Source organism: Streptomyces canus, from assembly GCF_001514145.1.
GTDB classification, from domain to species: Bacteria; Actinomycetota; Actinomycetes; order Streptomycetales; family Streptomycetaceae; genus Streptomyces; species Streptomyces canus.
The window spans coordinates 1-24,849 of record NZ_KQ948674.1 but is presented as its reverse complement, the minus strand read 5'-3'; the positions used below and the strand labels follow the sequence as shown (position 1 = coordinate 24,849).

The window sequence follows — 24,849 nt, the reverse complement described above, 5'->3', positions numbered from 1 at the left end:
GACGTCTTTCGGGTGTCCAGGGGGGACGGCGGCAGGATGCTCGGGGTGGTCACGACGGTCACGGCACCTCCACGGGCAGGCTGGTGATGAGAGCCGACGCACCGTGGCTCGATTCCGGGCGGCGCTGCATCAGGGAGACTTGCCCGAGCTCCTGGTCACGGTTGGTGCGGACCAGCTGCCAGCCCAATTGGTCGCGGTAGTGGGCCATCAGCGGTTCGGGCACCCGGCACCGCACCCACTCCGGCGGGTCGGGCCGCCGTGCGGCGTAGTCGCTGACCCACATCGTCATCAGCCACCCGATCCGGTCGCGGCGAAATGCCGGGTGGGTGTGGGTCATTGTCATGATCCAGGCACGCTCACGCCGCTCGGCGGACGTCCAGCCGGGGGCGGCGGAAGCGGAGCAGAACAGCACGCTGCATCCAAGGACGACCGGCTCGTCCTGCTCCTTGAAGAGGCCGATGACCGTGGCGGTCGCGTCCGGCTGGCCGATGAGACCGAGCACGGCGTTGGGCTGGCCGTAGCTGTGTTTGCCGCGCTCACGCAGCCACCGCTCCCGCTCTTCGATCATGGCGGTGACCGGCTCCAGATCCGCAGTGCTCACCCGGCGCATCACGTACACGAGGTCTCGTCCCTATCGGCTCGGAGCGGCGGCGGTCACGGGCAGGCACTGATCCAGGAGCCGGGCGTAGGCGTCGCCCATCATCTGGGGCACGACTGCGACGGCGAGAGCGTGCAACTGACGCAGGTAGGGCACCTGGCTGTCCGGAGAGCTGAACGGCCCCCCGGCCGGCTCGTCGTCACGCCGTGGCACGGTGCGCCCGGTTAGGTACCGGAAGGTGACGATCTTGAAAGTGAGCGTGGCGTGCGTGAGCCACGGCATCGTCCGCAGCAGCCGCAGGTGTCCCTCCACACCGCGTCCGGAGGGATCCGTCAGGACAGCCCTCTCGGCGCGGAGCGCCTCCAGCAGCAGCCGTGCCTCCACCCCGCACCGGGCCTCGACGAGCTCGTGGACTGCCTCGTCGGCCATGGGCCACTGGGGAACGGCGTGCAGCAGACACGCGGCGACCACCTGCGGCGGGGCGTCCGGGGTGTACCGGCCCAGCGTGTTGGCCACGTTGACGGCGTGGCTCAGGGCGTCCACGCCGTCGGTGGTCTGGCCGGGGCTCCACTCGGCGGCGAGGTGGAAGGCGGTCTCTGCTCGTGGGTCCTGGCGGGTACGGGCTAAATAGCCGGCCACGATGGTCCTTTCTATGAGGAGATCACTCGGTGATGCGTCGCCCGTGCGCAGCGCGTCCGCGCAGAGTCGGCGTCGGGAGAGAGCGAAGGGGTGTAGGGCGATGGCTTGCCCCTGTGGCAGGCGGACCAACGGGTCGGTGGTTCAGTCCTCCTGGCGCTCAACGGTGAGATCGGCGCCGAGGGCTTGAAGGCCGCTGGTGAGGTGCTGGTAGCCGCGCCACACCGGGTGGCCCACATGCAGGACCGATGTCCCCTGTGCCACGAGGGCGGCGATGACGACGGCCGCGGCGCCACGGATGTCGCCGACCTCCGTGTCGGTGGCACGCAGCTTCGCGCCACTGCGGACGCGGATGACCGGACCGGCGGATGAGATGTGGGCGCCGAATCGGCTCAACGGGGCGATGTGGGTGTCGCGGGACGGGTACACGCCCTCGGTGATGACTGAGTCGCTCCTGGCCTGGGTCAGCATCGCCGCGAGCGGCGGTCCGGCGTTGCTCGGCAGAAGGCCTTCACCTGTGACCGCTTCGACTCCGTTCAGCGGCCCGGCGGACTTCGCTTCGACGCACTGGGCGCCGGCCGCGCTGAGCGAGATGCCCGTCCTCGTGAGGACCTCGGTCAGGCCCTCGGTCAGCTCGTGGAGCGCGATGCCCTCAAGGTGCACCTCACCGCCGGTCGCCGCGGCCGCGCAGATCACCGTGGCGGCCTCGTCGCGATCGCCAGGCACGTCGACCTCGCCACCGGCAATCCAGTCACTGCCGGCGACGTGGAGCCCCTCCTCGTCCTGGTCGACGATGACGCCGCGCTGGCCGAGAAAGGCGACCGTCTCCCGGACCTCGGGCTCATGGCTCGGGTTGATGATCAGGGAGTTGCCCCGGACCCGGGCCGCGAGCAGCAGCGCCGTCACGGTGGCGCCCCTGCTGGCGCCGAACCGAGTGGCGACGTCGACGCGGAACGGCCACAGCCCGGTAGGACAGGTCGCCGTGATGCCAGAACCGTGGGACTCGAGCACCGCTCCCGCTGCCCGCATGACGGCCTCGTGGCGGTCGGTGGGGCGGGGACAGAAGGCGTCTCCGCCGGCGCGAGGCCACGTGACTCTGCCGGTGCGCGCCAGCAGGGCGGCAGCCAGGACGGGCGTCGTCCTCACCAGCCCACCCAGGGCAGAGTGGACCTCGTGACGGATCTGCCCGGTCGGTTCGAGCGTGAACGTGGATCGGTTCGCGTCCATCGCGGCGTGCCAGCCGGAGTACTGCAGCAGCCGCTCGTATACGACGAGATCAACGATGTCCGGGGCGCGACGCACGGTGACCGGGGCGTCGGCAAGGAGGGCGGCAGCAATCAGGTGTAGCGCCGCGTTCTTGCTGCCCTGCACCCGGTAGCGGCCGCGCAACGGGCGTCCGCCGGACACGTTCAAGACCGCCTCGGCGGGTACATCGGGCATCTGTCCGGCTGAGGAGAGCACCACGTCATCTGCCTTTCACACGCCGGACGAACGCAAAGGAGGGGACAGGCGGCCGGCGGTGGGCGGCCACGCCGGATCGGGAACGCGCGGCGTGCCTGAGGGCGCGCCGGCAACGTGTTCCAAGGCGGGAACCAACGCGTGCGGAGGGGTGAACGGCCCGGATGGGGGACGGCTGATCCACCACAGGCCGTGCGTCTCGTCACGGGCGCAGCGGGCCGGAATGGACACGAAGCAGCCGGTCAGATACCTGGCCCCGACCGGCCACGGAAGGTGCGCGGATCGTGCCGGAACGACAAAACTCCACCGGTCACCAGCGGCGAGGACAGCTCCGCACTGGACCCCGCGCCGCCGGAGGTGGTGCCAGGCATGGGAGGCGACGGCCTCGGACACCTCGACCAGGTCGAAGTGCCGACCGAGTCGCACGGCGGTCGCGACGGGGCTGCGCCATGCGTCCCCCAGTAGCTGGACGCCTTCGAACTCCGGGCCCTCGCGGGAGAGAAGGTTCGGGGGCCAGGTGTCCGGTTGTTCCGGGCGCCGAAATGCCTGGGCCAGCCTGCGCGCCCAGCTGGCGTGACCGCCGAGGGCGGAGGGCTGAGCCAGAGCGGCGGCTGGGAGGAATCCGGCGGGCAATTCCCGGGACAAGGCGGAGGTGTTGACGGCCACGGTGGGAGATTCCGCTTTCGAGGGCAGGGCGGTGGACTGGGGGCGCGAGCCCCGTGGCGCACACGGTGGCGGCGCCTCGGCGGCATAGCACCGGCCGGCTCGCTGGGGTGCCGTGCAGGCAAGCCGGCGGTGACGCGGGGCGAATCCGGGGCGCCGCGTGCGCGCTGTCTGGGCGATGCGAGGCCTGGATATACGGCCGGGCGTGACGGCCGCCGCCGAAAGGACGGCCCGGCAGTGCAGGGCGTGGGAGCGGCTGGCAGCCGGCTCATCGCGGTGCTCAACGTCGGTGTCGGGCATGCGGGCGCACAGGTCCTCTGAAATATGGGGAGTACGCCGAGTCCGGCGTACGGCATGGGAATGTCTCGCTCACGACCGCGGCCGACCGAGTGGCCTTGCTGCCGCGGGGAAGCCCCACTCTGGCGCCCCGTCACGCGCGATTCCACCGTTTCAGGGGTCTCACTTCTGTCCCATTTGGCCGGTACCCGTCTCACCATGACGGCCCTATTTACTCCGTTATGGGCGTAGCGGTGGCTGGAAATGTCATCAGTCCATCTGGCCGAAGTCCCACATCGGTACCGGACTTCCAAATCTCACGACCTGTCGACGAGCGCTGGATTGCTCTGATATGCGGGTAATACGGGACCAAAGGGCTCGTTGGGTGGCTGCGAATGTGGGACCGAAGTGGGACTGGTTGAGTGCTGCGCCATTGCATGCGAACGGGCACTGTGGGGTGTACCGGGTCCACCAACTAGGAGCTGAAGACCTCCAGTTGACGGAGCCCCTCTGCCCGAACGGCCCGCATGAAAGCGAGCACACCGTGACGTTGTCCCCCCGCTCGTTGGCGGGCATGACCGTGCACCCCCTCGGGGTCGGCTGCCGGCCGATCGGCGGCCGGGTCACGGGTTCCGGGTCATCCGCCCGTCGCAGCGCCCTCCAGGACGACGATGCGCGCGACGGCCTCCAGCGGGCAGTCAAGCGCGGGGCGACCGTCTTCGACACGGCCGACATCTACGGTCTCGGGCACAGCCAGCGACTTGTGGGACAGGCCCTGGCGCACGATCGCGACCAGGTCTGCATCTCGACGCGGGTGTCATTCCGCGGCACAGCCGCACATCGGTATGCGCCACCGCACCTGCGGCACCAGCTGGAACAGACGTTGGAGAACCTGCAGACCGACTACCTTGACGTGGTCCTGCTCGATGACGGTTTCGGCCCAGGGGACTGTTTCCTCGCCGACACGGCAGTCACCCTGAAGGACCTGCGCACCCGGCAAGTTATCCGCGCCGTCGGGCTGTCGCTGCCGATCGAATCGAGTGCAGGCGATCCAGCCGCCGGCGCACGCATGGCCCACGTACTGGAGGCCATGGAGCCCGACGTCCTGGCGGTGCGCTACAACGGGCTGAGCGTCGCGCCCACCATTTCCGGCGAGGACCTGTTCGCGTACGCCGCGCGCAAGCAGCTTCCGGTCCTGATCTGTGAGCCGCTCGCCCGTGGCCTGCTCACCGGCAAATATGGCGCCCCGCCCCACTCCGCACCCGTGCTCATGCCCTCGGGCCATCAGCTCAGCGCCGAGCAACTGGCAGCGGTCCACGATGGTCTTGAGCCCCTACGGCGGCGCTTCGGCGCTGATCCGGCCGCACTTGCACGAGTGGCCCTGCGGTTCTGCGTCGGCCGGCACGACCAGGCCGTCGTCCTGGCCGGCTTCAGTACGAGCGATCAGCTCGAGCAGAACTACTCCATGATCGACGAGCCGTTCAGCGAGGACGACCTCGCCTTCGTCGATGACATCTACCGCCGACTGCGTGTACGGCTTGCCGACCTCAGCGAGGCGGGCGGCCCCGTGTCCTGACCCAGGCCGGGCAGGCCAGCGCCTTACGCCCCTGCCTGGCCCACCGGAGAGACCCTCCAGTGATGTGAGGCAGCGCCCCGTACTCCTCCTGCCCTGTGGCCACGACGTTCTCCACCCCCACCCCCAAGGGTTCGGTCCGCTACGCGCTGGCTGACGCCCGGACAACCCAGTCGGCGCGCCCGGTCCTTGACCGGCGGACACACAAGGAGGCTCACACATGGACGGCTACCTGACTCGCCGGCCCCATGAGCAGCTGCGGGCCCAGGTGCGCTCCTTCATCACCGAGGAGATACGCCCCCGCCTTCCGCTCAAGGGCGTCGACGCACGCACCGACGCCACTCTCATTCGCCGCATGGCCCGCAAGGGATGGGTGGGCCTCACCATTCCCAAAGCGTACGGCGGCCGGGGGCAGGGGCATGTCGCGAAGCTGATCGTCACGCACGAGCTCGCGCGGGTCAGCCCCGGACTGGCCGCGGAACTGCAGGCTTGCCAGCTGGGCCTGGCGGGTCTGCTCAACCTTGGCTCTGAGCAGTTGAAACAGACGTGGCTGCCGCGCATCGCCCGCGGAGAGGTTCTTCCGACGATCACCGTCACCGGACGGGACTCGGGCTCCCATATCAAGGGCATCACCGCCACCGCCCGTAAAGACGGCGACGAGTGGATCATCAACGGCGGAAAAGCATGGATCGGCGCCTCTCACGTCGCGGACGTCCACTGCGTCGTGCTCCGAACCAGCGATGGGACGGGCGACAACTGCCTCACCGCGTTCCTCGTGGAGGCCGAGCGAGAAGGGGTCCGACTCCTGCCGCATCAGGAGTCCGTAGCGCTCCAGGGCTTCTCCTTCGGCGAGGTGCACTTCGACGACTGTCGGATCCCCGACATCCATCGGATCGGCGAGGTGGGCGAGGGCGAGGCGGTCGCCTCGTCCTCCAGCATCTTGTACGGGCGGCTGAACCTGGGAGGGGTGGCCCTGGGCATCCTGGAGGCGATCCTGGACACCGTCGTCGAGCACACCACGCAGCGGTCCTTGTACGGGAAGCCGCTGATCAAGCACCCCGTGGTCAACGACCAAGTCGGCGAGATTCAGGCGAATGTCACCAGTGCGCGGATGCTCGCCTACCTCGCGGCGCATCTCCTCGACCGAGGTGAGGAGGCCGACACCGAGCTGCTGACTGCCAAGTACAAGATCGCCGAGAAGGCAGTCGCTTCCGCCACCTTGGCCATGGAGATCTCCGGCGCCTACGCCCTCTTCCCGGATGAGTCGCCGATCGCGCAGCTCCTTCTGGACGCGCATGCGATGAGGCCGCCGGCCGGCACCCCCGGGATTCAGCGGTTGCGACTGGGACAGCAAGCCGCCGGACTGGCCAAGGGCGTGCCGTGGTCCCGGCGGTTTGCGTCTCCTCGTCACTCAGGTGTGCTGGAGCGGCTCACCGGCGATTGATGAGCTCCGTGATCTTCACGGAGATACCCTTGATCAGTTGCAGGCCTTCCGGACCCCACTGCCGCTCCTCGGTGTCCACCACGCAGACACTGCCGAGGACGAGACTCTCGTCGTCCGGGTCGAAGACGGGGGCACCGAGGTAGGAGCGAACGCCGAGCGCGTTGGCCACGGGGGTACCCACCCAGCGCGGGCTGTCGCGTACGTCGTCCAGCGGGTAGGCCTTCTTGCGCCGGACGACCTTGGGGCACCAGCCGTCCTCCAGCTCCATGTAGCGCGGGATGTCCTCGGCAGTCGCAGCGCCGAGGACGCCGTTCGCGACGTGAAGGCCGCCGAAGAACTGCCAGTTGAGGGTTCGCCAGTTCAGCATCGACGATGGAAGGTACGGGATGTGGGCTATGTCCGCGGCCTGCTTGGCGACCTCGGCGGCGATCGCATCAAGCTGATCGTCGGCAGTGTTGTGCAGGCCCAGCTCCTGCAAGCGGGCGTCACGCCGGTGCGCGTCGGGGTCGGAGTCGGGGCCGTTGTCGAGGGCCATGGGTGGCTCCAATCGAGGAGAGAGCAGCAGATTTACAAGATCACGGCCTGGGCGCGGGCGGCCTGGGCGACGACGGCGATCAGTACCTGTTTCACCGAGTTCGCACGCCGCGCGTCGCAGGTCACGACCGGTACGTCGGGGGAGAGGCCGAGCGCGTCGTGCACCGCTTCGGAGGTGTACCGGTAGGTCCCGTCGAATTCGTTCATCGCCACCACGAAGGGCAACGCCCGGTCCTGGAAGTAGTCGACTGCGGGAAAGCAGTCCTCCAGGCGGCTGGTGTCGACGACCACCGCCGCGCCGACGGCTCCGGCGGCGAGCTCGTCCCACATGAACCAGAAGCGCTCCTGCCCCGGGGTGCCCCACAGGTACAGCAGCAGGTTCTCGTCCAGGAAGGAGATCCGTCCGAAGTCGAGGGCGACGGTGGTTTCCGTCTTGCCGCCGACGCCTCTGAGGTCGTCGACGCCCAAACTCGCCACCGTGAGCGGGGCCTCGGTACTCATTGGGCGGAGCTCACTGACCGCCTGGACCATGGTTGTCTTGCCGACACCGAACCCGCCCGCGACGAGGATCTTCAGCGGGATCAGATCAGCAGGCGTGTCCGGACCGCCCGTCCGCGGCGGGACTGTCGGGGACGTCCATCTTGTGGAGTGCACGGGAGAGCCTTCTCAGGAAATCGGGTTCGGGAGCCTCGTCGAGGAGGACGGTCAGTCGGTGGGTGAGAGCACCCTTGTCGATCAGGTCGGAGATCAGGATCCGGGCGACCAGGAGGGGGTAGGGGACGCCGACAACGACGTCCCCCACCGTGACGGACTCCGCCCTGCACACATCCAGTACGCGGCGGTGCTGGGGTGTCAGATCCTCTAATTCCGCGGCCGTACGGGTAACGCTGACGAAGGTCCTCAGGTCGAGAAGATGTCTGGGTTCGGTCCGCCCGCCGGACACCACGAACGGCCGGCCCGTCGCCCTTTGAGGACCTGCCTCGCTGGAACGCGGATTCGTGCCCATGTCACACGGCCGCGTCAGGAGTCCGGGTCTGCGTCGCGAGGTACGTCGCCGCCCGGGTCGCCAGCAGAGCCATTTCGTGTCCGACTTGGCCGGCATCCGCCTTCGGACCGGTGACGACGGCCAGGAGCGAGTTCTCGCCCGCCGCGGTCACGAAGAAGGTATGCGTGTCGAGCTGGGCCACGTGCTGGCGGACCAGACCCGGCCCGCCGACCTCCATGTCGGCACGGCGCATGAGCCCGTAGGAACTTGAGGTGATGGCGGCGAGGCGATCGGCGTCGTCCACGTGCAGACCCGTCATGAGGTGCGTCACCCGGCCGTCGACGCTGGCGATCAGCACCGTCTCAACACCGGAAACACGCTCCTTGAAGCCGTCAAGCAGCCAGGTCAGGTCGCTGGCGGCGGGCGGAGGAGTGTTGTTCGTCGTGGTCATCAGCGTGACTCCTGTGGGGGAAGAGGCTAGTTGTCCGGCTGGTCGGTGGATGCGGGAAGGGGCTGTTGCGTGTGCTCGGCCGTGGCCTGTCCCTGCTGGAACGCGGCCATCAGGCCCGGGTTGTAGGCGCCGGCGGGGGCCTGAGCGGGGGCCGCGGACTCACGAGGAGTCCGAAGCTCGGGCGCCATGTGCTGACCGCCCTGACCACGCCGGGGGAGAGCAGGAGGCTGCCCCGGCGCAGCGGCGGCCGGCTCCGGCGCCACCCCCTGTTCCCCTGACGCCGACGAACCCGCGCTGGAAAGTCGGCGGGGCAGCGACGGCCCGCCGACTGCGGAGCCGGCGTACGTGGAGGGCACCGGACCCGAAGGCCCGCCGTGCCCGGGAGACTCTGCGCCAGCCAGGGCTGTGCGGGTCGGCGCCGTCGGGACGAGAGCCGGCATCGCACCGGTGGACCGCACCGGCTCGGAGGACGGAGCCACGGACGGGGCGACCAAGAGCTGGGCGGGCAGGAGCAGTACGACGGTGTTGCCCTCGGCGGACGGTGTCAGCTTCACGCGGATCCGGTAGCGCCGCGCGACGATGGCGACCACGCTGAGACCGGTCCGCCCGTCGCTGGCGTGATCAGTGACACTGAAGTGCCGGGCGTTGAGCAGGTGCTCAAGCCGGTCCACCACTTCGGTGGGCACGGGCAGGCCGGAGTCCCTGATCTCGATCCGCAGTGCGTCACGGGCGGGCCTGGCACTGACCACGACCTGGGTGCTCGGCGGCGAGAAGACGGTGGCGTTCTCCAAGAGCTCTGCGAGCATGTGGCTGACGTCCTGCGCTGCCTCACCCACGATCGAGCCCTTGAGCATCAGGGGAAGGTCGACCCGCTTGTAGTGCTCGATCATGCTCACCGCGGACTGCAGCACACCGTAGATGTCCTGGGGCTGCGAGAACCGCTGGATCGGTGCGCCGAGCGACATCAGGATGCTCTCCAGCCGCCGGATGGCCAGCATGAGGCTCTGGTCGACCCGGAAGACACGCTTGAGGAGATCGCCGTCCTCGACCTCGTTCTCCAACACGTCCACGTACTGGACCGTCTTGTGCAGCAGGACCTGAACGCGTCGAGTCAGGTTGAGAACGACCTCCTTCCACCGGCGCTCGGCGTCCGCCGCGGCGTGCTCCAGGATCGATTGCATGACCCTCTGGGCAAAGGGCTCCAAGGAGGGGGGCATCCCGGCGGGGGTCTGTGTCGGAGCGGCCGGCTCGTCACGGTGGACCGCCAACGCGTCCGTGATCAGCTTTCCGACCGTGACGCTGACGGTTCCCGCGATTTCACCCGGGATCTTCTCCATGAGCAGCTGCAGGTCCAGGTGGCCCGTTTGCTGATGTTCGGCTTCATCCGCAGCCTGTCGTACGGCCTGCTCGACCTGGCGCTCCTGCTCCTCGACCAGTCGCGTGTTCGCCGAGTCCAGTGCGCGTCCGCCGCGCACCAGGGCGATGACCGCGACCAGCACAGACACTCCACCGGCAGCGGCGAGCACGCCCACGGTCGGGCCGATGGCTGCCACGAGCACCGCGGTCCCCGAGGCGATCAGAAGGACCATGGTCGCGGTGAACGCGACGATCGCCTTCAGCCGCGAGCGCAGCGCGGCCACGGCCTCCAGACTGCGGGGCACGTGTTTTCCACGCGATCGGCCGCCACGACGGCCTGGCATATCGGAATCAAAGGGCCTTGACATCGAGATCCTTGGAAACAGGGGACAGAAACACATGGGCAATACCGAGGCCATGCCATCGGAGGGGGCCGATGGCGCAGGGCGGATGAGCGTGCCCGACCAGGGCGGGACAGCCCGGCGGATGGCAGCTCCACATGACCTGAGGCCGACAGGGCGCGGTGCAGACGGGTGGGGAATCGGCTCACGTCGCGAGGCTTCCGACGAAGCGGAGGGCCTTGTCGAGTTCCTCGAGGCCGATCAGACGACTGCGCGCCTGCAGCATGTCGACCGTGCCGTACGCGCCGAGCTCGCGGCAGCGCCCGGGAAGGGTTTTCCACACCGGGCCGAGCCCGAGGTAGTCGACTGCCGACCGCAGCCTGTCGGTGCTGGACGATCCTTCGAGGACGCTGTTCGCGCGGGCGTGCCGCACCGCCAGGTCGTAGTCGAGGACTTGGGCCTTGCGCACCGCGACATCCGCAGACCAGATGGTGTCCCGGGCCCTCATCCATGTGCCGACGACAGCCTGTTGCCCAGGCACGAGCACGAACTCGTCCAGCTTCGCGTACTCGGGCTCGCTGCAGATCCAGGTGACCAGGCCGCGCATCTCAAGCCACGCCAGGGCGAGGAAGAGCATGATCCTGTCATAGATGGGGCTGGCGGCCACGACGTCCTCGGGCACGCACAACGCCATCCCGGGCTGGTCTTCTCCGCCGGCGGCCAGCTGCAGGAACTGATCGATGAACCAGTGCTGTTGGCGGAACAGAAGGAGCGGGACGGCTTCCTCACCGATCTGGGCTCGGCCCCACAGTGCGCTGGGCGCCGCGCTCTTCGTCAGCCACTGGAGTGCGTGGCGCGAGCAGAACCGTGACCCCAGCCACGCGGCCCCAACCTGTGACAGCCCCGGCACCGACTCGCGCGCGACCACGGATCGTTCCTTCTGCAGGTGCTGCTCCATGCCCTGCTCTTCGGAATCGAGCAGCCGGTCGTCGGCGCCCAGTGCGTTGTCCGCGGTGATCAGGCTGCGTACGACGGCGAAGGTGAGATCGTCGAGCTGGTAGGCGGTCGGAATCGGGAGCCGCTCGACCGGCCGGTCGAGGGCCAGGAGACGACGAGCGTGAGCGGCGTCCAGCACGTACAGGCTGCCTTCACTCCCATCCTGGCGTTCTTCCACAGAGGCCAGGAGCAGGGCGCGCCGAGTCGGCCGGACGAACTGTCTGACGTGCGGATAGTCGTGCGATCCGATCGCGACAACGTCGTCATTCAGGTGAGCAGTGGCCACGTACATCTGGGCCGCCACGGACGTAGAGTCGAGAAGATCCAGCCCGTCGAGGTACCACGCACCGTCGACGCCGGCCACGGGAGCGGTCGGGTGGAGCATGGACGTGGACCACCGTGAGTCGACCAGCATCGCCGCGGCACGGGAAGCTCCGTCGAGGACGCCGGGCAGTATGACCTCGCGGTCCGGGGCCGGGCCCATCAGGAGATCGAAGTCGATCCCGAAGAGCTCTTCCAGCACCAGCCGGGCCAGGCCTTCAGGCGTGGATTCGCCGGAGGCCCAGCGCATGTAGGTGGAGCGCGCGACACTCACGGGAGTGCCGCCCCGCCGGGCGGCGACCCGCTTGGCGGCCTCTGCGTAGAGGCCCTCGAAGCGTCCCCAGCTCGACCACCGATTCTGTTCGAGAAGAGCGCGGAGCAAGGTTCGGAACCCCGGGGACTCGATCGTGGAGGCAGACATTAGCGATCTCCCACCCCGTCAGTCCTGATGTCTGCGGCCGCCGATGAGCCCGCGCCCTGGCGGTGCACATCCCGTCCAGTGCGGCACCTCCACGCCACGCCACGGCCCGCTCGAGACGCCGCTCCTCCACTCGCGGCTGTTACCTCCTGCACCAAAGACGCGGAGGACAACGCGACCAGTGCAACGGCGCCGAGCCCTGGCAAGCACGGCGGCCGTCGATGCTGGCGAGGAAGCGGAGAGGGAGTCATGGCCCTTTCAAATCGTGGTCGGAGGAGCCGGACAGGAAGGAGTGGGAGGCCACCGGGGCGGGCACCGCCGTCGGCTGGTTCCGGCCACGGGGGATGGGCCGTTGCAGTCAAGACGTGCCGCGCGCCCCGGTGACCGGCTATGGGGTGAGGGGATGAGGCCCTCGTCGGGGGTCACGGTCTCGACCGGAGAGATGGCTGGCGGATTCGGATGCAGCCTCGACGAGCTCCGCCAAGTGCTGGGCGGAGGAGGTGCCCGGGACGACCGCGACGTGGCCCCCTTGACTGAGCACCCACGACAGCGCGGCGGCAACGTTCCCGGCGAGCTGGCCGGAGCACAGAGGCCGGCTCGCCACGTACGGGACCCCGGCATCCCGACATATGTCGAGGACCGGGTCGTCCGGGTCCTTCAGGTTGAGCGGACTCTGGACGACGTCGATGCGTGCGTAATGCGAAGCCCAGCGCACGTCTTCCGGGGGAGCGTCAGCCAGCCCGATGTGCCTGATCTTTCCCTCGTCCCGAAGAGCGTCGAGAGTCCCGATCTGATCCGCGAACTCGACCTCGTGGTCGAGTCGGTGCAGGTAGCACAGATCGAGCCGGTCCACGCCGAGGCGACGAAGACTGGCTTCCACCGCGGCACGAAGGTATGCCGGCCGCCCGACCGGGGCCCAGTGGTCCCGAGTCGGCCTGACCATCCCCACCTTCGTGGCAATGAGTAGGCCTTCGGGGTAGGGATGCAGGGCCTCACGAATCAACTCCTCGACCAGGTGCGGGCCGTACGCGTCCGACGTGTCGAGGTGCGTGATGCCGTGCGTGCGCACTGCGGTACGCAGCAAGTCGAGCGCGGCACTTCTGCTCGTCGGCTCACCCCACGCTCCGCGGCCGGCGAGATGCATCGTGCTCAGGCCAAGGCGGGAGACGATGCCGCCAGCAATCTCGATCTGCCCACCTGCGAATTCGGTGTTCATACCGCAGCTACCGCCTTCATGGTGGTGGCAGTGGAAATGGCCTCGGTGCCCAGGAAGGCGGCTGGCCTCAAGATGCCGGATCGGAGGCGCAGCGCGCCTTGATACAGCCAACGCGGCAGTGAGAGAACGACGCGTGACGGGGGCTCGGACTTCGTCTGGTGGTGCGAGGTAGCCGAGGCGGGCGTCTGCGCGGAGGGCACGGAATCGGCTTTCTCTGCACTTAAGGTGCACCACGTCGATTTGCCCCGGCTGTCCGCTCGAGGACGTGTGCCCCACGCCAGAGCAATCGAGTCCACGATCATCAGGCCGCGGCCGTGCTCCTGCTGCGCGTCAGGCTTCTTGAGTCGAGCTCGCCCGTCACCGAGATCGCTGACTTCGATCTCCAAGATGCTCTCGCTATGCGACAGCCGTGTGTCGACATGTGCGCCGTTCGTGTGCTCGATCGCGTTGGTGAGCAGTTCGGTGATCAAGAGGCAGACGGGATCGACGAGGTCGGGCAGTCCCCACTCAGCGACTTGGGCGGCGGCTTGCCGTCGGACGATGCCTACTTGGCTCGGGTCGGCAGATACCGACCACTCCGCCGAGGGGGCCGGAGGCTTGGTCATGGCGTTCTCCTGCGCTTCTCGTCTTCCCTTGCCCTCTGACGGGACGAGACGGGCGCCGGCGGCCACAGCGATGGAACTGGCTTCCCTCGGCCACTGACGCATCGGCCGCAGGCCAGCTCCGGGGACTGAGTGCCGGAGATCGAAGGCCGTGCCTGGCCGCATGAGACATCCCTTGATCAGAGCTGGAGGCGCCTTCAGAGCGCCGTCTGTCGCGAGCTGGTCACCCTAGAATGGACCGTAGAATCTTCAGTTAGCAACTTCAGGCAGAAGATTCACGGATTTTCTTCAGGCAGTGGAGGCTTCATGGACCCGGGCCATGCACCCCGACGCCCTCGTACGGCACACTTGCTCCGTAGCCGCCGACGTGGGTCGAAGAGGGAGCAGCACCGTATGAGCACCACTTCTCGTGGATCCGCCGGGAAGCGTCGTCTTCTCGGCGAGCAGCTCCGTGCGTTGCGTGAATCTTCTGGGATGACGATCGTGCAGGCCGGCGCCGGCATCGGACGGTCGAATCCAACGATCAGCCGCATCGAGAATGGGAAGCGGACGCCGCTGCTGATCGAGCTCAAGGCGCTGGCAGACCTTTACGGCGCTGACGAGGAGACCACGGCCGCCCTGCTCAAGCTGCTCTCGGAGATCAGAGACGACGGCTGGTGGGATGCGTACAAGGACGTGATGCCTGCCAGCCTGGTGAATTACGTGGAACTTGAAGCCGAGGCAGCGTCTTTGAAGGTCTTCGCGCTCGCGGCAGTGCACAGCCTGCTCCGCACGGAGGACTACCTTCGTGCAGTTCTGCGCGCCACTTCCCCCAACGCCCCGGCCAAGGAGATCGACAGGCTCACCGCGTTCCACTTGGAGCGGCAGCGCCAGTGCCTGCTGAAGGCGGAGAACCCGGTCGAGCTCATTGCCGTCCTGGACGAAGCCAGCCTCCGACGTGAGGTCGGAGGCCGCGCCGTGCTGCGAGGGCAGATGGAACACCTGCTCAACTGCATGGACAACCCCAACGTCACCGTGCAGATCTTGCCCTACGACAAGGGCGCGCACGGTGCGCTCAGCGGCTCTTTTACGATCTTGGACTTTCACGATCCGTCCGAGCCGTCGGTGGCCTACGTGGGCAGCCCCGGCGGGAACCTCTACCTGCAGAAATCGCCAGACATGCGGCGCTTCGACAAGACGCACGCGGCTCTCCGCGGTTCCGCGCTCGACGGGCCCGAGTCCGAGCGGTGGCTGCGGAATGCCATCAAGGAGATGTGAGCCATGCTCGCCCCCGATCTGAGCACCGCCGTGTGGCGCAAGGCCAGTAAGTCCGAGACCGCGCAGGGATGCGTTGAAGTCGCCTCTCTGGGTGGTGACTTCATGGCCGTGCGCGACAGCAAGAACGTGACCAAGGCTGCTCACATCTACCCGGTCAGTGACTGGCAGGACCTCCTGGCTCACCTGCGGGGTGAACGCCCGACCGCAGGTCGCATCGTTGTCACCGTGGCGGATCAGCTGGTGATCCTGAGAGACGGAGACGGTGTGGCCAGCCAACCGCACGAGTACACGTTCCACGAATGGGCGTGTTTCCTGGACGGCGTGCGGAGCCGCGAGGCGCAGTTGATCGCCGCGTAACGGACAGCTCGGAAGGGGGCCGGCGAAACATCGTCGGCCCCCTTCGTGTTTGGCCGAGCATGTGAGCACCCCTCCACGCCGTGCATGCCGAGATGGGCCGGGACGAGAGAGTCCTCAGAGAGCCATGCGAAGCTGCCCCGCCTTCAACGGCGGCAGGGTCAGTGCGCCCAGCCGCAGAGGCGGTTGATGACGGGAGGTTCGCGTACGGGGTCACGGGGGGTGTCTTCCGAATCCGTCACAGGCAGTGCTTGCGATGTCACCAGCGAACAGCAGGCCAGATGAAGAGGGAAGGAAGTTTCAATGAAGTTGACCCGTCAGTAACTCTGTTCGGGGGTGCCGCTGCCGAAGCCCTTCCTGACATGCTGTGAGCCATGGCGACACTTGACGGACAGCCCGTGACTCCCGATGACCTGCTCCCCTTGGCACTGACAAACCTGGGCCACTTCACGTCCATGCGTGTTGGCGCCGACGGCCGGATCACTGGTCTCGCTCTGCATTTGGAACGACTCGTTCGGGATTGCAAGACCGTGTGGGGGGCCGACTTGGACAGCGTCCGCGTCTGCGACTACGTTCGCCAGGCCCTGGACGGACACGATGGACCGTGCGTTATCCGCGTCACCATTTACGACCCCACAGTCGACATGGGACACCCCGCAGATGCCGATCAGCCGCGTGTGTTGGTGACCAGGCGGCCTGCCGGCGCCATGCCGCCGCCACCATTGCGTGCCATGAGCGTTCAGTACGAGCGAGACCTCCCTGAGGTGAAGCACACCGGGCTCTTCGGCGCGCTGCACGCCCGACGCGCAGCGCAACTCAAAGGATTCGACGACGCCTTGTTCGTTGGACCCGACGGCCACGTGTCTGAAGGCGGCACGTGGAACGTGGGTTTCATCAACGACCAAGGCGTGATCTGGCCGAAGGCTCCGGTGCTGCCGGGCGTGACCATGGCACTGCTACAGCAGCACGTCGACCATCAGGTCTCCGTCGTCTCCCTCAAGCAGGCCAAGCGCATGCACGTTGCGTTCGCCACCAACACTTCCATCGGCGTCCGTGCGCTGTCAGTCATAGACGACACGCCCATGGCAACCGAGCACCCGGTGCTCAGCAGGCTGCGAGAGGCGTATATGTCGATTCCGGGCGAGACGCTGTAGGAACAATCATGGCGGGGGTGACTAGGTGGACAGGCAGGGAAGTCGGGCTTCTACGGGAGGCCCTGCGCAAGAGTGGCAAGGACTTCGCTGCCCTAGTTGGCGTGAGTCACCGCCAGTTAGTGACCTGGGAGAACCGGGGCGAGACCATCCGACTGCGCCCCGGCAACCAGGAGGCACTGGATACCCTGCTCACACGCGCCGGCATCGACGCGCAGCAGCGATTCGCTGCGCTCCTCACGGAGAAGGCCGCCGTCGAGCACGACGAGCGAGCCGAGGAGCTGCTTCGCAGCGACCCACACAGTGTGAAGCATCCGGTCGACGGCAAAATCATGGTCCTCATTGAAGAAGGCATCTATTTGTCTGGAGCTGAGGACATCCCGATCTGGGTGGAAGCCTTCCGTATCGACGCCTACCCGACCACTAATGCAGACTATGAGCGGTTCGTACGGGCCACCGGACACCGTCCACCAAAACACTGGCCCGGTGGCCGTTATCCAGACAACCTCTTCGACCATCCTGTGGTCTGGGTGACGTGGTACGACGCCTCGGCGTACGCCGCATGGGCCGGCAAGGCCCTGCCAACCAGCGCGCAGTGGGAGAAGGCCGCACGCGGTCCAAAAGGTCGCAAGTATCCATGGGGTGACGATCCAACTGCCGCTAAGTGCAACGTTCAAGACTCTGAGATAGGACATACAACGCCAGTCAGCCGGTATCAATCAGGCGTGAGTCCGTACGGAGTGTTCGACATGTGCGGCAACGCGTGGGAGTGGTGCTCCACAACGACCGAGAAGGGACGGTACGAGTTGAAGGGCAGCGCCTTCACGAGCCCGTTCACTCGTTCTGCGCCGTCTCTGACCAACGACGCCAACGCCACCATGTCCGACAACGACACGAGTTTTCGCTGCATCAGCCTCCTGACCAAGTAGCCGAGACGGCTGCCGCAAGGGGCGGTGGTGGTAGGCAACAGTGTCAGCGGCAAGCCGTGGCGTGACCACAGACCGCTACGGACTGAATGTCCTTGATGCCGCGTCGTCGAGACGAGATCGAAACCGCGTTCACCGCTCCCCGGTGAGCCACAACTGCCCGGAGACTTCGCCATGCGAACCACTGCAATCACCGTCGGACGCCAGATTATGGTCGTGCTCGAACACGGAGAGGACTTCTATACCGGCCTCGCCGAGGCCTGCGCCAAGCACGGGATCCAGTCGGGGTATATCCCCTCTTTCGTTGGAGGCTTCCGGAGCGCCCGACTCGTCGGTGACTGCAAACCCCTTGAGAACCCGGACGCTCCCCTGTGGGAGCACGTTGAAGTCGAGCATTTGGAAGCGCTCGGCGGTGGCACGCTCGCTTGGAATGCCGAAGACAACGAACTGGCCCCGCATGTCCACGTAGCGGCCGGGATCAAAGACGCCTCCGCCAACGGACGCGTGTCGCACCTCCTGGACGCCACCGTTCAGTTCATCTGCGAGATCCCCGTAGTGGAGATCATCGGAACGTCGGCAGGGCCGGCACTCACCCGCAGCCGAGACCCTCATCAGTTCGGCGGAGAAGTGCCCATCCTCGGGTTCGGCCCTCAGCGATAAGCATGGGCGGCGACGGCGACGCGCAGAGCTACTCGATTTCGCCCGGTGGTGCGTCAACGGCCTCTGTACCCCTTCGAGTTGTTCTGCTTCCACTTCAAACGAACTGCCCACGACGTGGCTCAGTTCGACGGAAACCTGCGGCTCGCGACCATCCTCCTCTCCCGCAGCGTTTGGGAGAGGAGGATGGAAGTAGACAGCTGGGGCACTCCGCGGGCCGACACCTGAGGGATCTGAGGAATGGCGTTCCGGTTTGGCCAACCCTTGCCCCACCTGAGTGACGAATTATGCACGCACTGGCGCGGGGTCCTGAGCCGGGGGGATGTAGAGGAACTTGAGTATGACGGACAGCAGATGGGCACGGGCGCTCGCAATGCTGCGTGCGCAGCGCAGGGCCGTGCGATCGTCGGCCGAGCGAGTTGAGGAATGCTGGGCACTGGGCGGCTCGGCCACCAGCCCGGACCGCGCGCGGCGGACGATCGCGGCGGCACTGTCGTACGCCTGTGAGGCGGACCTCCTGCGTAGCGCCGCCGTTCTTCTGCGCGCCCACCTTGCCGACCGAAGTCCCTCGCTGCGTCGTTCGGCGGCAGCCATCTGGCCGCGCCCGCTGCGGGCCGCGTGGAAGGAGTACGCCCTCGACCAACGCGGAGGGATGTGGCGGACCATCCGGGGCCTTGATGACCTGCCAGAGAAAGTTCGTGCTGCAGCGGGGGATGAGCCGCTGCTCGTCGAGATCGTCGCCCAGCTTGAAGGCCTGCATGCCAGCCGCGATGGTCACCGGAACCGCGGCAAGCTGTACGAGAAGTACATCCCGTCCCCGGGCGCGGCCCTGCTTGAGGGGAGGTCGGCTCCCACTCTGTTCGGGTTCCCGAAGGGCCATTGGGTCAACCTCCGCTTCGCCTCCGGGACCGGCCTTCGGATCCAGCCGGACCGTATGGCAGAAGTGCGGCAGATGGAGTGCGACGAGCAGGCCGTCGGTGAACGCGCGCTCGCCTTCGCCGATGCCGTACTGGAGTTCCTGGAGCATCACCACGGTCCCGCCGCCGTGGAGGTTCCGCGGCCGCGGGGCGCGGCCCGGTGGATCGGGCGTGAAGACGAGCTGGTGTCGTACCGGCCGCCGTGGCCGCGCAAGCTGCGTCCGGAGCAGGCGGTCACCATGGTCGGGCTGTCGATGTTGGGGCTCGCACTGGCTGCGGTTCCCTGGACGATTGCCTACAAGAGCCGCTTCCTCGTTGAGCACCCGAAGCTGAGTGTCCTCGCCTGGGCAGCGGCGATCGCGATTGCCGCGGCAGCGGTCGCCCGGATCGGCCTCCGCGCCCTGCAGCTGCCGGGTAGAGGCGCGGCCGCACCGGGCGTCGTCGCCGCGGTCGCGGCCGTGATCGTGTGGCAGGTCCAAGGACCGGTCGTGGAGCACTTCTACCCCGGTGACGCGTACGAGCGTTTTCAGCGCCAGTACACCGACGGATGTCTTGCCGCTGGCCCGTACCGGATCGACGCCGTGCAGTCCCACATAGAGGACGAGGTGCTGGTGGTGCGTCCCATCAGTGGAGACCCGGTCCTTCGCCTCGGCCCAGCCCGTGAAGCCGGCACCGACCCTCTGCGCCCTCTCGACCGCTCCACGCGCACGGTCCTGGAGCAGTACGGCTGCTGACGGCCGCCGATGGCGGGGGAGAATCGCCGCGCCGCTGTCCGCCGTGAAGGCCTGAGCCTCCGGGCCCGGGCCTGTCAGCCGGACAGTAGTGCGGAGACGACCAGGGCCCCGCCCAGGACAAACGGAGCGAAGGCCACGTGGTCTTTCCTCGTGGCCCTCCGGGTGGCCAGCAGGACGACGGAGAACGCGGCGGCGAGGGCGAAGCCGGCGAAGGTGCCGAGGATGACTGCGGACCAGCTGTGCCAGCCGAGCAGAGCGCCGACCGCGGGGGCCAGTTTGACGTCGCCCATCCCCATTCCGCCGGCGACCAGGAGGAGATAGACGCCGCCGAGCGCAGCCGCCGCAGCCAGCGCCCGGGTGAGACTTCCCGGTTCTCCGGCCACGGCGGCGCCCGCGAGGAGAACGAGTGTGCCGGCGGACGCCGGGAGCGTCAGCACGTCGGGCAGCCGGTGCACGGCGACGTCGATCATTACCAGCGCGATGCCACAGGCCGCGAGCCAGTAGTGCGCGGCCGCGGTCCACCCGGTCATCCCAAAGGCCGCGAGGCTGGCGAAGACCACCGCGGTCAGCACCTCGGACACGCCTGGCGCCGGGGGTATCCGCTCCCGGCATGCGGCGCACCGGCCGCGCACCAGTTGCAGAGTTCCGCCGGCCGAGGGGAGGAGGACCGTGCCGCAGGCCGGGCACGCGGTCCGAAGCGGCTCGCCGCGCGGCACGGACCGGGCGAAGACCATCGGGCGCATCGCGGCCCCGACCAGGATCCCGGAAACGAACGCGACGGCGACACGCAGCACGGGCATCCGGCAGCTCCAGGGCAGGTCAGCGGTGGATCCCGGCCACCTGCGCAGCCGGTCGATCGCAGCCTAGCCAACTCCCGGGTGACTCGATTCGAACACCCCCGGACTATGACGTTCCTCGCAAATAGGCAGGTCAGAGGGGCGGTCCACAGGCAAAACAGGGTGGTTCGTAGACTTCATCCTTCGTACCGTTTCGAATGGCCGGTCACGGCCGGAAGGAACTGGAGGCCGGTCTGTGTCACACGAAGGCCGCTGATCGCACCCCTATAGGGGATCGGCGCGATGCGCGCTCACAGGCTCGACGGAGGGGAACACGTCCATGACACCTGGGCCGAGCAGCGGCTCCTACGAGCAGCCAGGCGCCATCAGAGGCGCAGCCCGTCGTCGTGTGAAGTGGACGAGAGGCCGCAAGGCCGTGTTCGGCGTCATCGGCTTCGGCTCGATCATCATTGCCACGGTGGGGTTCGTTGGTTCCTACGAGGCCGTGCGCCGCCTCGCCGAAGAGAAGGGGTTCGGCTGGTTCGCCCAGATCTTCCCGCTGGGCATCGACATCGGCATCGCGGTCCTCCTCTCCCTCGACCTGGCCTTGACCTGGATCGATCTGAAGTGGGCGCCGCTGCGCTATATAGCCTGGGTGCTGACCGCCGGGACTGTGGTCTTCAATTCGGCTGCGAGCTGGCCGGATTTGCTCGGAGCGGCGATGCACGGGGTCATCCCGCTGCTGTTCATCGCGGTTGTCGAGGCCGTCCGCAATGCCATCGCCAAGGCCGCGGCGATCGAGGACGACCAGCACATGGAGTCGATCCGCCTCGCTCGCTGGCTCCTCGCCCCGGTCCCGACATTCCTCCTGTGGCGGAAGATGAAGCTGTGGGAGCTGCGCTCCTACGAGCAGGTAATCCTGTTGGAGCAGGAGCGGTTGGTCTACCAGGCGCGGCTCCACGCACGCTTCGGACGACGCTGGCGACGCAAGGCACCGGTGGAGGCGCTGATGCCGCTGCGGCTGTCGCAATACGGAGTGCCGCTGGCAGAGACGGCGGCTGACGGCCTGGCCGCAGCCGGGATCGAGCCGCTGCCGGCCTTTGTCCTGCGTCGTGCGGCACTGTCCCGCCCGGCTCCCAGTCCGCAGCAGCAGGTCCATCGCGAGGTGGAAACGCCTGAGGCTGCCCCGGCCGTCGAGGCGCCGCACCCCCCTCACGAGCGGGTTGCCGAACCGGAGGTTCCCCCCGCCCCCGGCCAGGGCGGCGACCACGGTGTCGGGCAGCAACGTGCGGAGGACCTCGTGCAAGAGGAGGTCCACGAAGCCCAAGAGGTCGACGACGTCGGGGACGGCCAGGCGGAGGATGGCCGGCAGGGCGAGGAGATCGTCGATGCCGAAGACACCGAGGCGGCACAGCCCGATCACGGCTCGGGGGACTCACCCGCGCTGGATGTGGGCACAGCACCGCCGAATGAGACCAAGAGCCAGAAGGCGGCGCGCATCTACCTCGCCCACCAGAAGGCTGGAGTGGAGCTCACGAGGGTCAACCTGGCGAGATGGGCGGGTTACAAGCAGGAAGGCTCCGGCCGTACGCAGTACGCGAAGCTGGAGGAGAAATATGGGCCCATCGTTGTCAGAGAAGGCGCCGATCAGCTGGACCTCGACCTCCAGCACGAAGACCTGAGGTGACAGCTGCCCTTCGCACGGCGTCACCCGCGCGAACGTCCCGGCTCCCGAGTGCGTCTACGTCCGTCCGGCACACGGCGGCATGACCTCGGAGCCGCGCAGCCCGGCGCACTCGTCCTCGGCGCACTCGGCCGAGTCAACGCACGCTCCGGGGGTGCGGGCATCGCGAGACAGATCGGACTCATCAGTCCCGGGGGCTTCCGTGTAGATCCCGAACGGCCCCGGTTCGCCCGCGCGGCAGGCACCCAGCATCGGCGCACCGCCCTTGTGACGGTGAGGTCCTCCCGCAATCACCACGCACCCGCCTCGCCCTGGATCCGGACGGCCTGGTCCGCGCACACCACGCCGAAGTCGAAGTCCCCGTAGGCGAACTCCTCCGTGCCGATAGGTGCGAAGATCTTGCGCATCCACCGGTGCGCCTGTCCTTCGGCCCGGTCTGCCGCAAGAGGGTCTCCCAGCGGAGCGGTGACGTAGGCGTCGACGAGACCATGCTGATACCGGGTCATCTCCGTGACGTGCTGTCGGACACGTGTCCGGGGGTGAGTACTGACACCGATCTTGACGCGCGGCACAGCCCCCGCGATCTCCAGGACGTACAGCCGCGGGCGGTCCGCGCCCTCGAGTTCGTCGTCGACACGGGACAGAACCCGGTGCTGGAGGCGCCGGACGACGGCCGGCAGCGGGAAGACCGCTGCGGCGCGGAGGAGCTCACGGACCTCGGCCTGCAGTTCCTTCAGCGTCGGAGGCGCCGGCACCGAAGGCGACAACACGACCGGGGCGGGAAGGAACGGGGCGAGCGGCGATCGGGACGACAGGGCCGGACTCCTTCGGACGGGCACGAGATGGCAGCGGGCGGCGTTCTGCTGGAGGGCTCAGCACCCTAGCCGGGGCTGGAAGTCCTCGGAGAGCGTTCCACGAGCCGCCAGGCGGCGCGGACGGTCCACGGTGCTCGGCTCCCTGTCCGGGCGGCGACCATCGTGGGGGCATCCCGGTGTGTACCAGCTGCCTGCGGGCGGGCGGCAGGGTCACGCGGCGGAATCACCCAGCCAGGCCACCGGGCGGCCGCGGTCCGTGTAGCCGCGATCGGGCCCCGACGGGCAGCGCGGTGACCGACGCGAGCCGACGGAGAGGATCTCGTACGGGGCCAGGATGACCAGAGCATCCGTACGCGCCCGACGCGCCCGGCCCGCCGCGCCACCGGCTGGACCTCTCCGCCGGCCTCTCCCGCGAACGACGCTGAACTGTGCCCCCATCGTGTGGACACGGCGGTTCAGTGGCGGCCGCGGCGGGACGGGGTGGACAGCCTTAGGGGTTCGAGGCGGTAGGCGAGCACGTTGATGGCTCCGTCGGCGCGCTCGAGGGTGCCGTGGATGAGGAGTCCGGCGTGGTCGATGGCGACCTTGGCGTAGCGCTCCCAGACTGGCGGCGGGACGATCACGTTGGCCATGCCGGTCTCGTCCTCCAAGGCGAGGAAGGTGGTGCCCTTCGCGGTGGGTGGCCGCTGCCGGTGGGTGACCAGGCCGCCGAGCAGGAGCGGGGCCTGATCGGCGAGGAGGCGCACGTCGGCGGTGGTGACGGCGCCGCACCGGTTGAGGTGGTCGCGCAGGTGTTGGACCGGGTGGCTGTTGGGGGAGGATCCGGTGGCCCACAGGTCGGCGAAGGTCTCCTCGATGACGGACATGGCCGGCAGCCCGGGCGCGGGCGGAGGAGCTGCGGTGCCGGGCAGCACGTCCTGGTCGGCGCCGGCGAAGGTGCCGGCGTTCCACAGGGCTTCGCGGCGGCCGACTCCCAGCGGGCGCAGTGCACCGGCGGTGGCGAGCGCTTCGTAGGCGCGGGCGGTCAGGCTGGTGCGGCGGGCGAAGTCGTCGAGGTCGGTGAACGGGCGGGCGGCGGTGATCTGTTCGGCGCCGTCGGTGCCGAGGTGGCGTACGGAGGACAGGCCGAGTCGGATGGCCGGCTGCCCGGCGGGGGAGTGGGGGTCGCTCTCCAGGGTGGCGTGGACGGCGGAGGCGTGTACGTCGACGGCGTGGACGGCGATCCCGCGTCGGCGGGCGTCGCCGATCAGGCTCAGCGGCGAGTAGAAGCCCATGGGCTGGTTGGCCAGGAGAGCCGCTGTGTAGGCGGCGGGGTAACGCAGACGCAACCAGGCCGAGGCGTACACGAGGTGCGCCAGGGATTGCCCGTGCGACTCGGGGAAGCCGTAGTCGGAAAACGCCTCAATCATCTGGATGATCTCGTGCGCGGCGGACTCGGGGATGCCGCGCTCGCGCATGCCGGCCATCAGCTGGGCGCGCAGTGCGGCGACCTTCTCGACCGAGTGTTTGGCGGCCATGGCCTTGCGCAGCCGGTCCGCGGCGCCGGGGCTGAGCCCCGCGCAGTCGATCGCCAGACGCATGGCCTGCTCCTGGAAGAGAGCGACGCCCAAGGTCTTCTCCAGGGCCGGGCGGGCCAGCGGATGCGGATAGGTGACCGCCTCCCGGCCGGAGCGCCGCCGCAGGAAAGGATGGACCGAGCCTCCCTGAATA

General features: G+C 68.1%; 23 protein-coding genes. 9 read left to right on the top strand and 14 right to left on the bottom strand.

Features of this window, described 5'->3' with window-relative positions; translation table 11 throughout:
• Positions 1–58: 58 nt before the first annotated feature.
• From AQJ46_RS41790 to AQJ46_RS41780, 3 genes are all read right to left on the bottom strand, one after another.
• On the bottom strand, positions 59–601 hold the full coding sequence (locus AQJ46_RS41790; RefSeq protein WP_159064121.1) for a hypothetical protein: 543 nt from the start codon (positions 599–601) through the stop codon (positions 59–61).
• 30 nt (positions 602–631) lie between these two features.
• On the bottom strand, positions 632–1,237 hold the full coding sequence (locus AQJ46_RS41785; RefSeq protein ID WP_059210570.1) for an HD domain-containing protein: 606 nt from the start codon (positions 1,235–1,237) through the stop codon (positions 632–634).
• Between the two features lie 141 nt (positions 1,238–1,378).
• Positions 1,379–2,674 carry a hypothetical protein gene (locus tag AQJ46_RS41780; RefSeq protein WP_059210569.1) on the bottom strand — a complete coding sequence of 432 codons (1,296 nt, stop codon included), beginning with the start codon at positions 2,672–2,674 and terminating at the stop codon, positions 1,379–1,381.
• A gap of 1,531 nt (positions 2,675–4,205) precedes the next feature.
• On the opposite strand from AQJ46_RS41780, the gene AQJ46_RS41775 reads away from it, so the two are divergent.
• Together AQJ46_RS41775 and AQJ46_RS41770 are read left to right on the top strand one after the other, a co-directional pair.
• Positions 4,206–5,207 carry an aldo/keto reductase gene (locus AQJ46_RS41775; RefSeq protein ID WP_063803911.1) on the top strand — a complete coding sequence of 334 codons (1,002 nt, stop codon included), beginning with the start codon at positions 4,206–4,208 and terminating at the stop codon, positions 5,205–5,207.
• Between the two features lie 217 nt (positions 5,208–5,424).
• Positions 5,425–6,648 (top strand): acyl-CoA dehydrogenase family protein, encoded by a 1,224-nt coding sequence (locus AQJ46_RS41770; RefSeq protein ID WP_059210567.1) that lies wholly within the window; start codon positions 5,425–5,427, stop codon positions 6,646–6,648.
• Here AQJ46_RS41770 and AQJ46_RS41765 read toward each other — a convergent pair.
• From AQJ46_RS41765 to AQJ46_RS41730, 8 genes are all read right to left on the bottom strand, one after another.
• Positions 6,635–7,183 (bottom strand): GAF domain-containing protein, encoded by a 549-nt coding sequence (locus AQJ46_RS41765; protein ID WP_059210566.1) that lies wholly within the window; start codon positions 7,181–7,183, stop codon positions 6,635–6,637. The two genes, AQJ46_RS41770 and AQJ46_RS41765, sit on opposite strands and share 14 nt — an antisense overlap.
• A 32-nt stretch (positions 7,184–7,215) precedes the next feature.
• Complete coding sequence (locus tag AQJ46_RS41760) at positions 7,216–7,767, bottom strand: GTP-binding protein (protein ID WP_059210726.1); 552 nt, start codon at positions 7,765–7,767, stop codon at positions 7,216–7,218.
• A gap of 1 nt (position 7,768) precedes the next feature.
• Positions 7,769–8,188 carry a DUF742 domain-containing protein gene (locus tag AQJ46_RS53065; protein WP_159064120.1) on the bottom strand — a complete coding sequence of 140 codons (420 nt, stop codon included), beginning with the start codon at positions 8,186–8,188 and terminating at the stop codon, positions 7,769–7,771.
• A gap of 1 nt (position 8,189) precedes the next feature.
• Entirely contained in the window at positions 8,190–8,618 is a 429-nt protein-coding gene (locus AQJ46_RS41750; protein WP_059210564.1) for a roadblock/LC7 domain-containing protein, read from the bottom strand.
• 26 nt (positions 8,619–8,644) lie between these two features.
• Entirely contained in the window at positions 8,645–10,279 is a 1,635-nt protein-coding gene (locus AQJ46_RS41745) for an ATP-binding protein (RefSeq protein WP_059210563.1), read from the bottom strand.
• A gap of 241 nt (positions 10,280–10,520) precedes the next feature.
• Positions 10,521–11,696 (bottom strand): hypothetical protein, encoded by a 1,176-nt coding sequence (locus AQJ46_RS41740; protein WP_159064119.1) that lies wholly within the window; start codon positions 11,694–11,696, stop codon positions 10,521–10,523.
• A 742-nt stretch (positions 11,697–12,438) separates the two neighbouring features.
• Positions 12,439–13,266: an aldo/keto reductase gene (locus AQJ46_RS41735; RefSeq protein ID WP_063803908.1), complete on the bottom strand. Its 828-nt coding sequence runs from the start codon at positions 13,264–13,266 to the stop codon at positions 12,439–12,441.
• Complete coding sequence (locus AQJ46_RS41730) at positions 13,263–13,871, bottom strand: ATP-binding protein (RefSeq protein WP_059210561.1); 609 nt, start codon at positions 13,869–13,871, stop codon at positions 13,263–13,265. Before AQJ46_RS41730 ends, AQJ46_RS41735 begins: the two co-directional genes overlap by 4 nt.
• A gap of 390 nt (positions 13,872–14,261) precedes the next feature.
• On the opposite strand from AQJ46_RS41730, the gene AQJ46_RS41725 reads away from it, so the two are divergent.
• From AQJ46_RS41725 to AQJ46_RS41695, 6 genes are all read left to right on the top strand, one after another.
• The gene (locus tag AQJ46_RS41725; protein WP_063803907.1) at positions 14,262–15,125 is read left to right on the top strand and encodes a helix-turn-helix domain-containing protein; all 864 of its coding nucleotides are present in this window, start codon (positions 14,262–14,264) and stop codon (positions 15,123–15,125) included.
• A 3-nt stretch (positions 15,126–15,128) separates the two neighbouring features.
• The gene (locus AQJ46_RS41720) at positions 15,129–15,482 is read left to right on the top strand and encodes a DUF397 domain-containing protein (protein ID WP_059210559.1); all 354 of its coding nucleotides are present in this window, start codon (positions 15,129–15,131) and stop codon (positions 15,480–15,482) included.
• Positions 15,483–15,853: 371 nt separating this feature from the next.
• Entirely contained in the window at positions 15,854–16,633 is a 780-nt protein-coding gene (locus AQJ46_RS41715) for an aminotransferase class IV family protein (protein WP_059210558.1), read from the top strand.
• A gap of 8 nt (positions 16,634–16,641) precedes the next feature.
• Positions 16,642–17,559, top strand: coding sequence for an SUMF1/EgtB/PvdO family nonheme iron enzyme (locus tag AQJ46_RS41710; RefSeq protein ID WP_059210557.1), 918 nt, complete (start codon positions 16,642–16,644; stop codon positions 17,557–17,559).
• A 171-nt stretch (positions 17,560–17,730) separates the two neighbouring features.
• Positions 17,731–18,216, top strand: a complete 486-nt coding sequence (locus AQJ46_RS41705; RefSeq protein WP_059210556.1) for a PPC domain-containing DNA-binding protein — start codon at positions 17,731–17,733, stop codon at positions 18,214–18,216.
• A gap of 649 nt (positions 18,217–18,865) precedes the next feature.
• Positions 18,866–19,864: a hypothetical protein gene (locus tag AQJ46_RS41695; RefSeq protein ID WP_159064118.1), complete on the top strand. Its 999-nt coding sequence runs from the start codon at positions 18,866–18,868 to the stop codon at positions 19,862–19,864.
• A gap of 74 nt (positions 19,865–19,938) precedes the next feature.
• On the opposite strand, the gene AQJ46_RS51375 is transcribed toward AQJ46_RS41695, so the two are convergent.
• On the bottom strand, positions 19,939–20,664 hold the full coding sequence (locus AQJ46_RS51375) for a prepilin peptidase (protein ID WP_063803906.1): 726 nt from the start codon (positions 20,662–20,664) through the stop codon (positions 19,939–19,941).
• Between the two features lie 412 nt (positions 20,665–21,076).
• Here AQJ46_RS51375 and AQJ46_RS41685 point away from each other — a divergent pair, with 412 nt between their 5' ends.
• Positions 21,077–22,327, top strand: a complete 1,251-nt coding sequence (locus AQJ46_RS41685; protein WP_059210553.1) for a DUF2637 domain-containing protein — start codon at positions 21,077–21,079, stop codon at positions 22,325–22,327.
• 287 nt (positions 22,328–22,614) lie between these two features.
• Here the strand turns inward: AQJ46_RS41685 and AQJ46_RS41680 are convergent, their stop codons facing one another.
• Both AQJ46_RS41680 and AQJ46_RS41675 read right to left on the bottom strand, forming a co-directional pair.
• Entirely contained in the window at positions 22,615–23,079 is a 465-nt protein-coding gene (locus tag AQJ46_RS41680) for a hypothetical protein (protein ID WP_059210552.1), read from the bottom strand.
• Positions 23,080–23,594: 515 nt separating this feature from the next.
• The coding region (locus AQJ46_RS41675) for a helix-hairpin-helix domain-containing protein (protein ID WP_455770094.1) at positions 23,595–24,849 on the bottom strand (1,255 nt) is incomplete at its 5' end.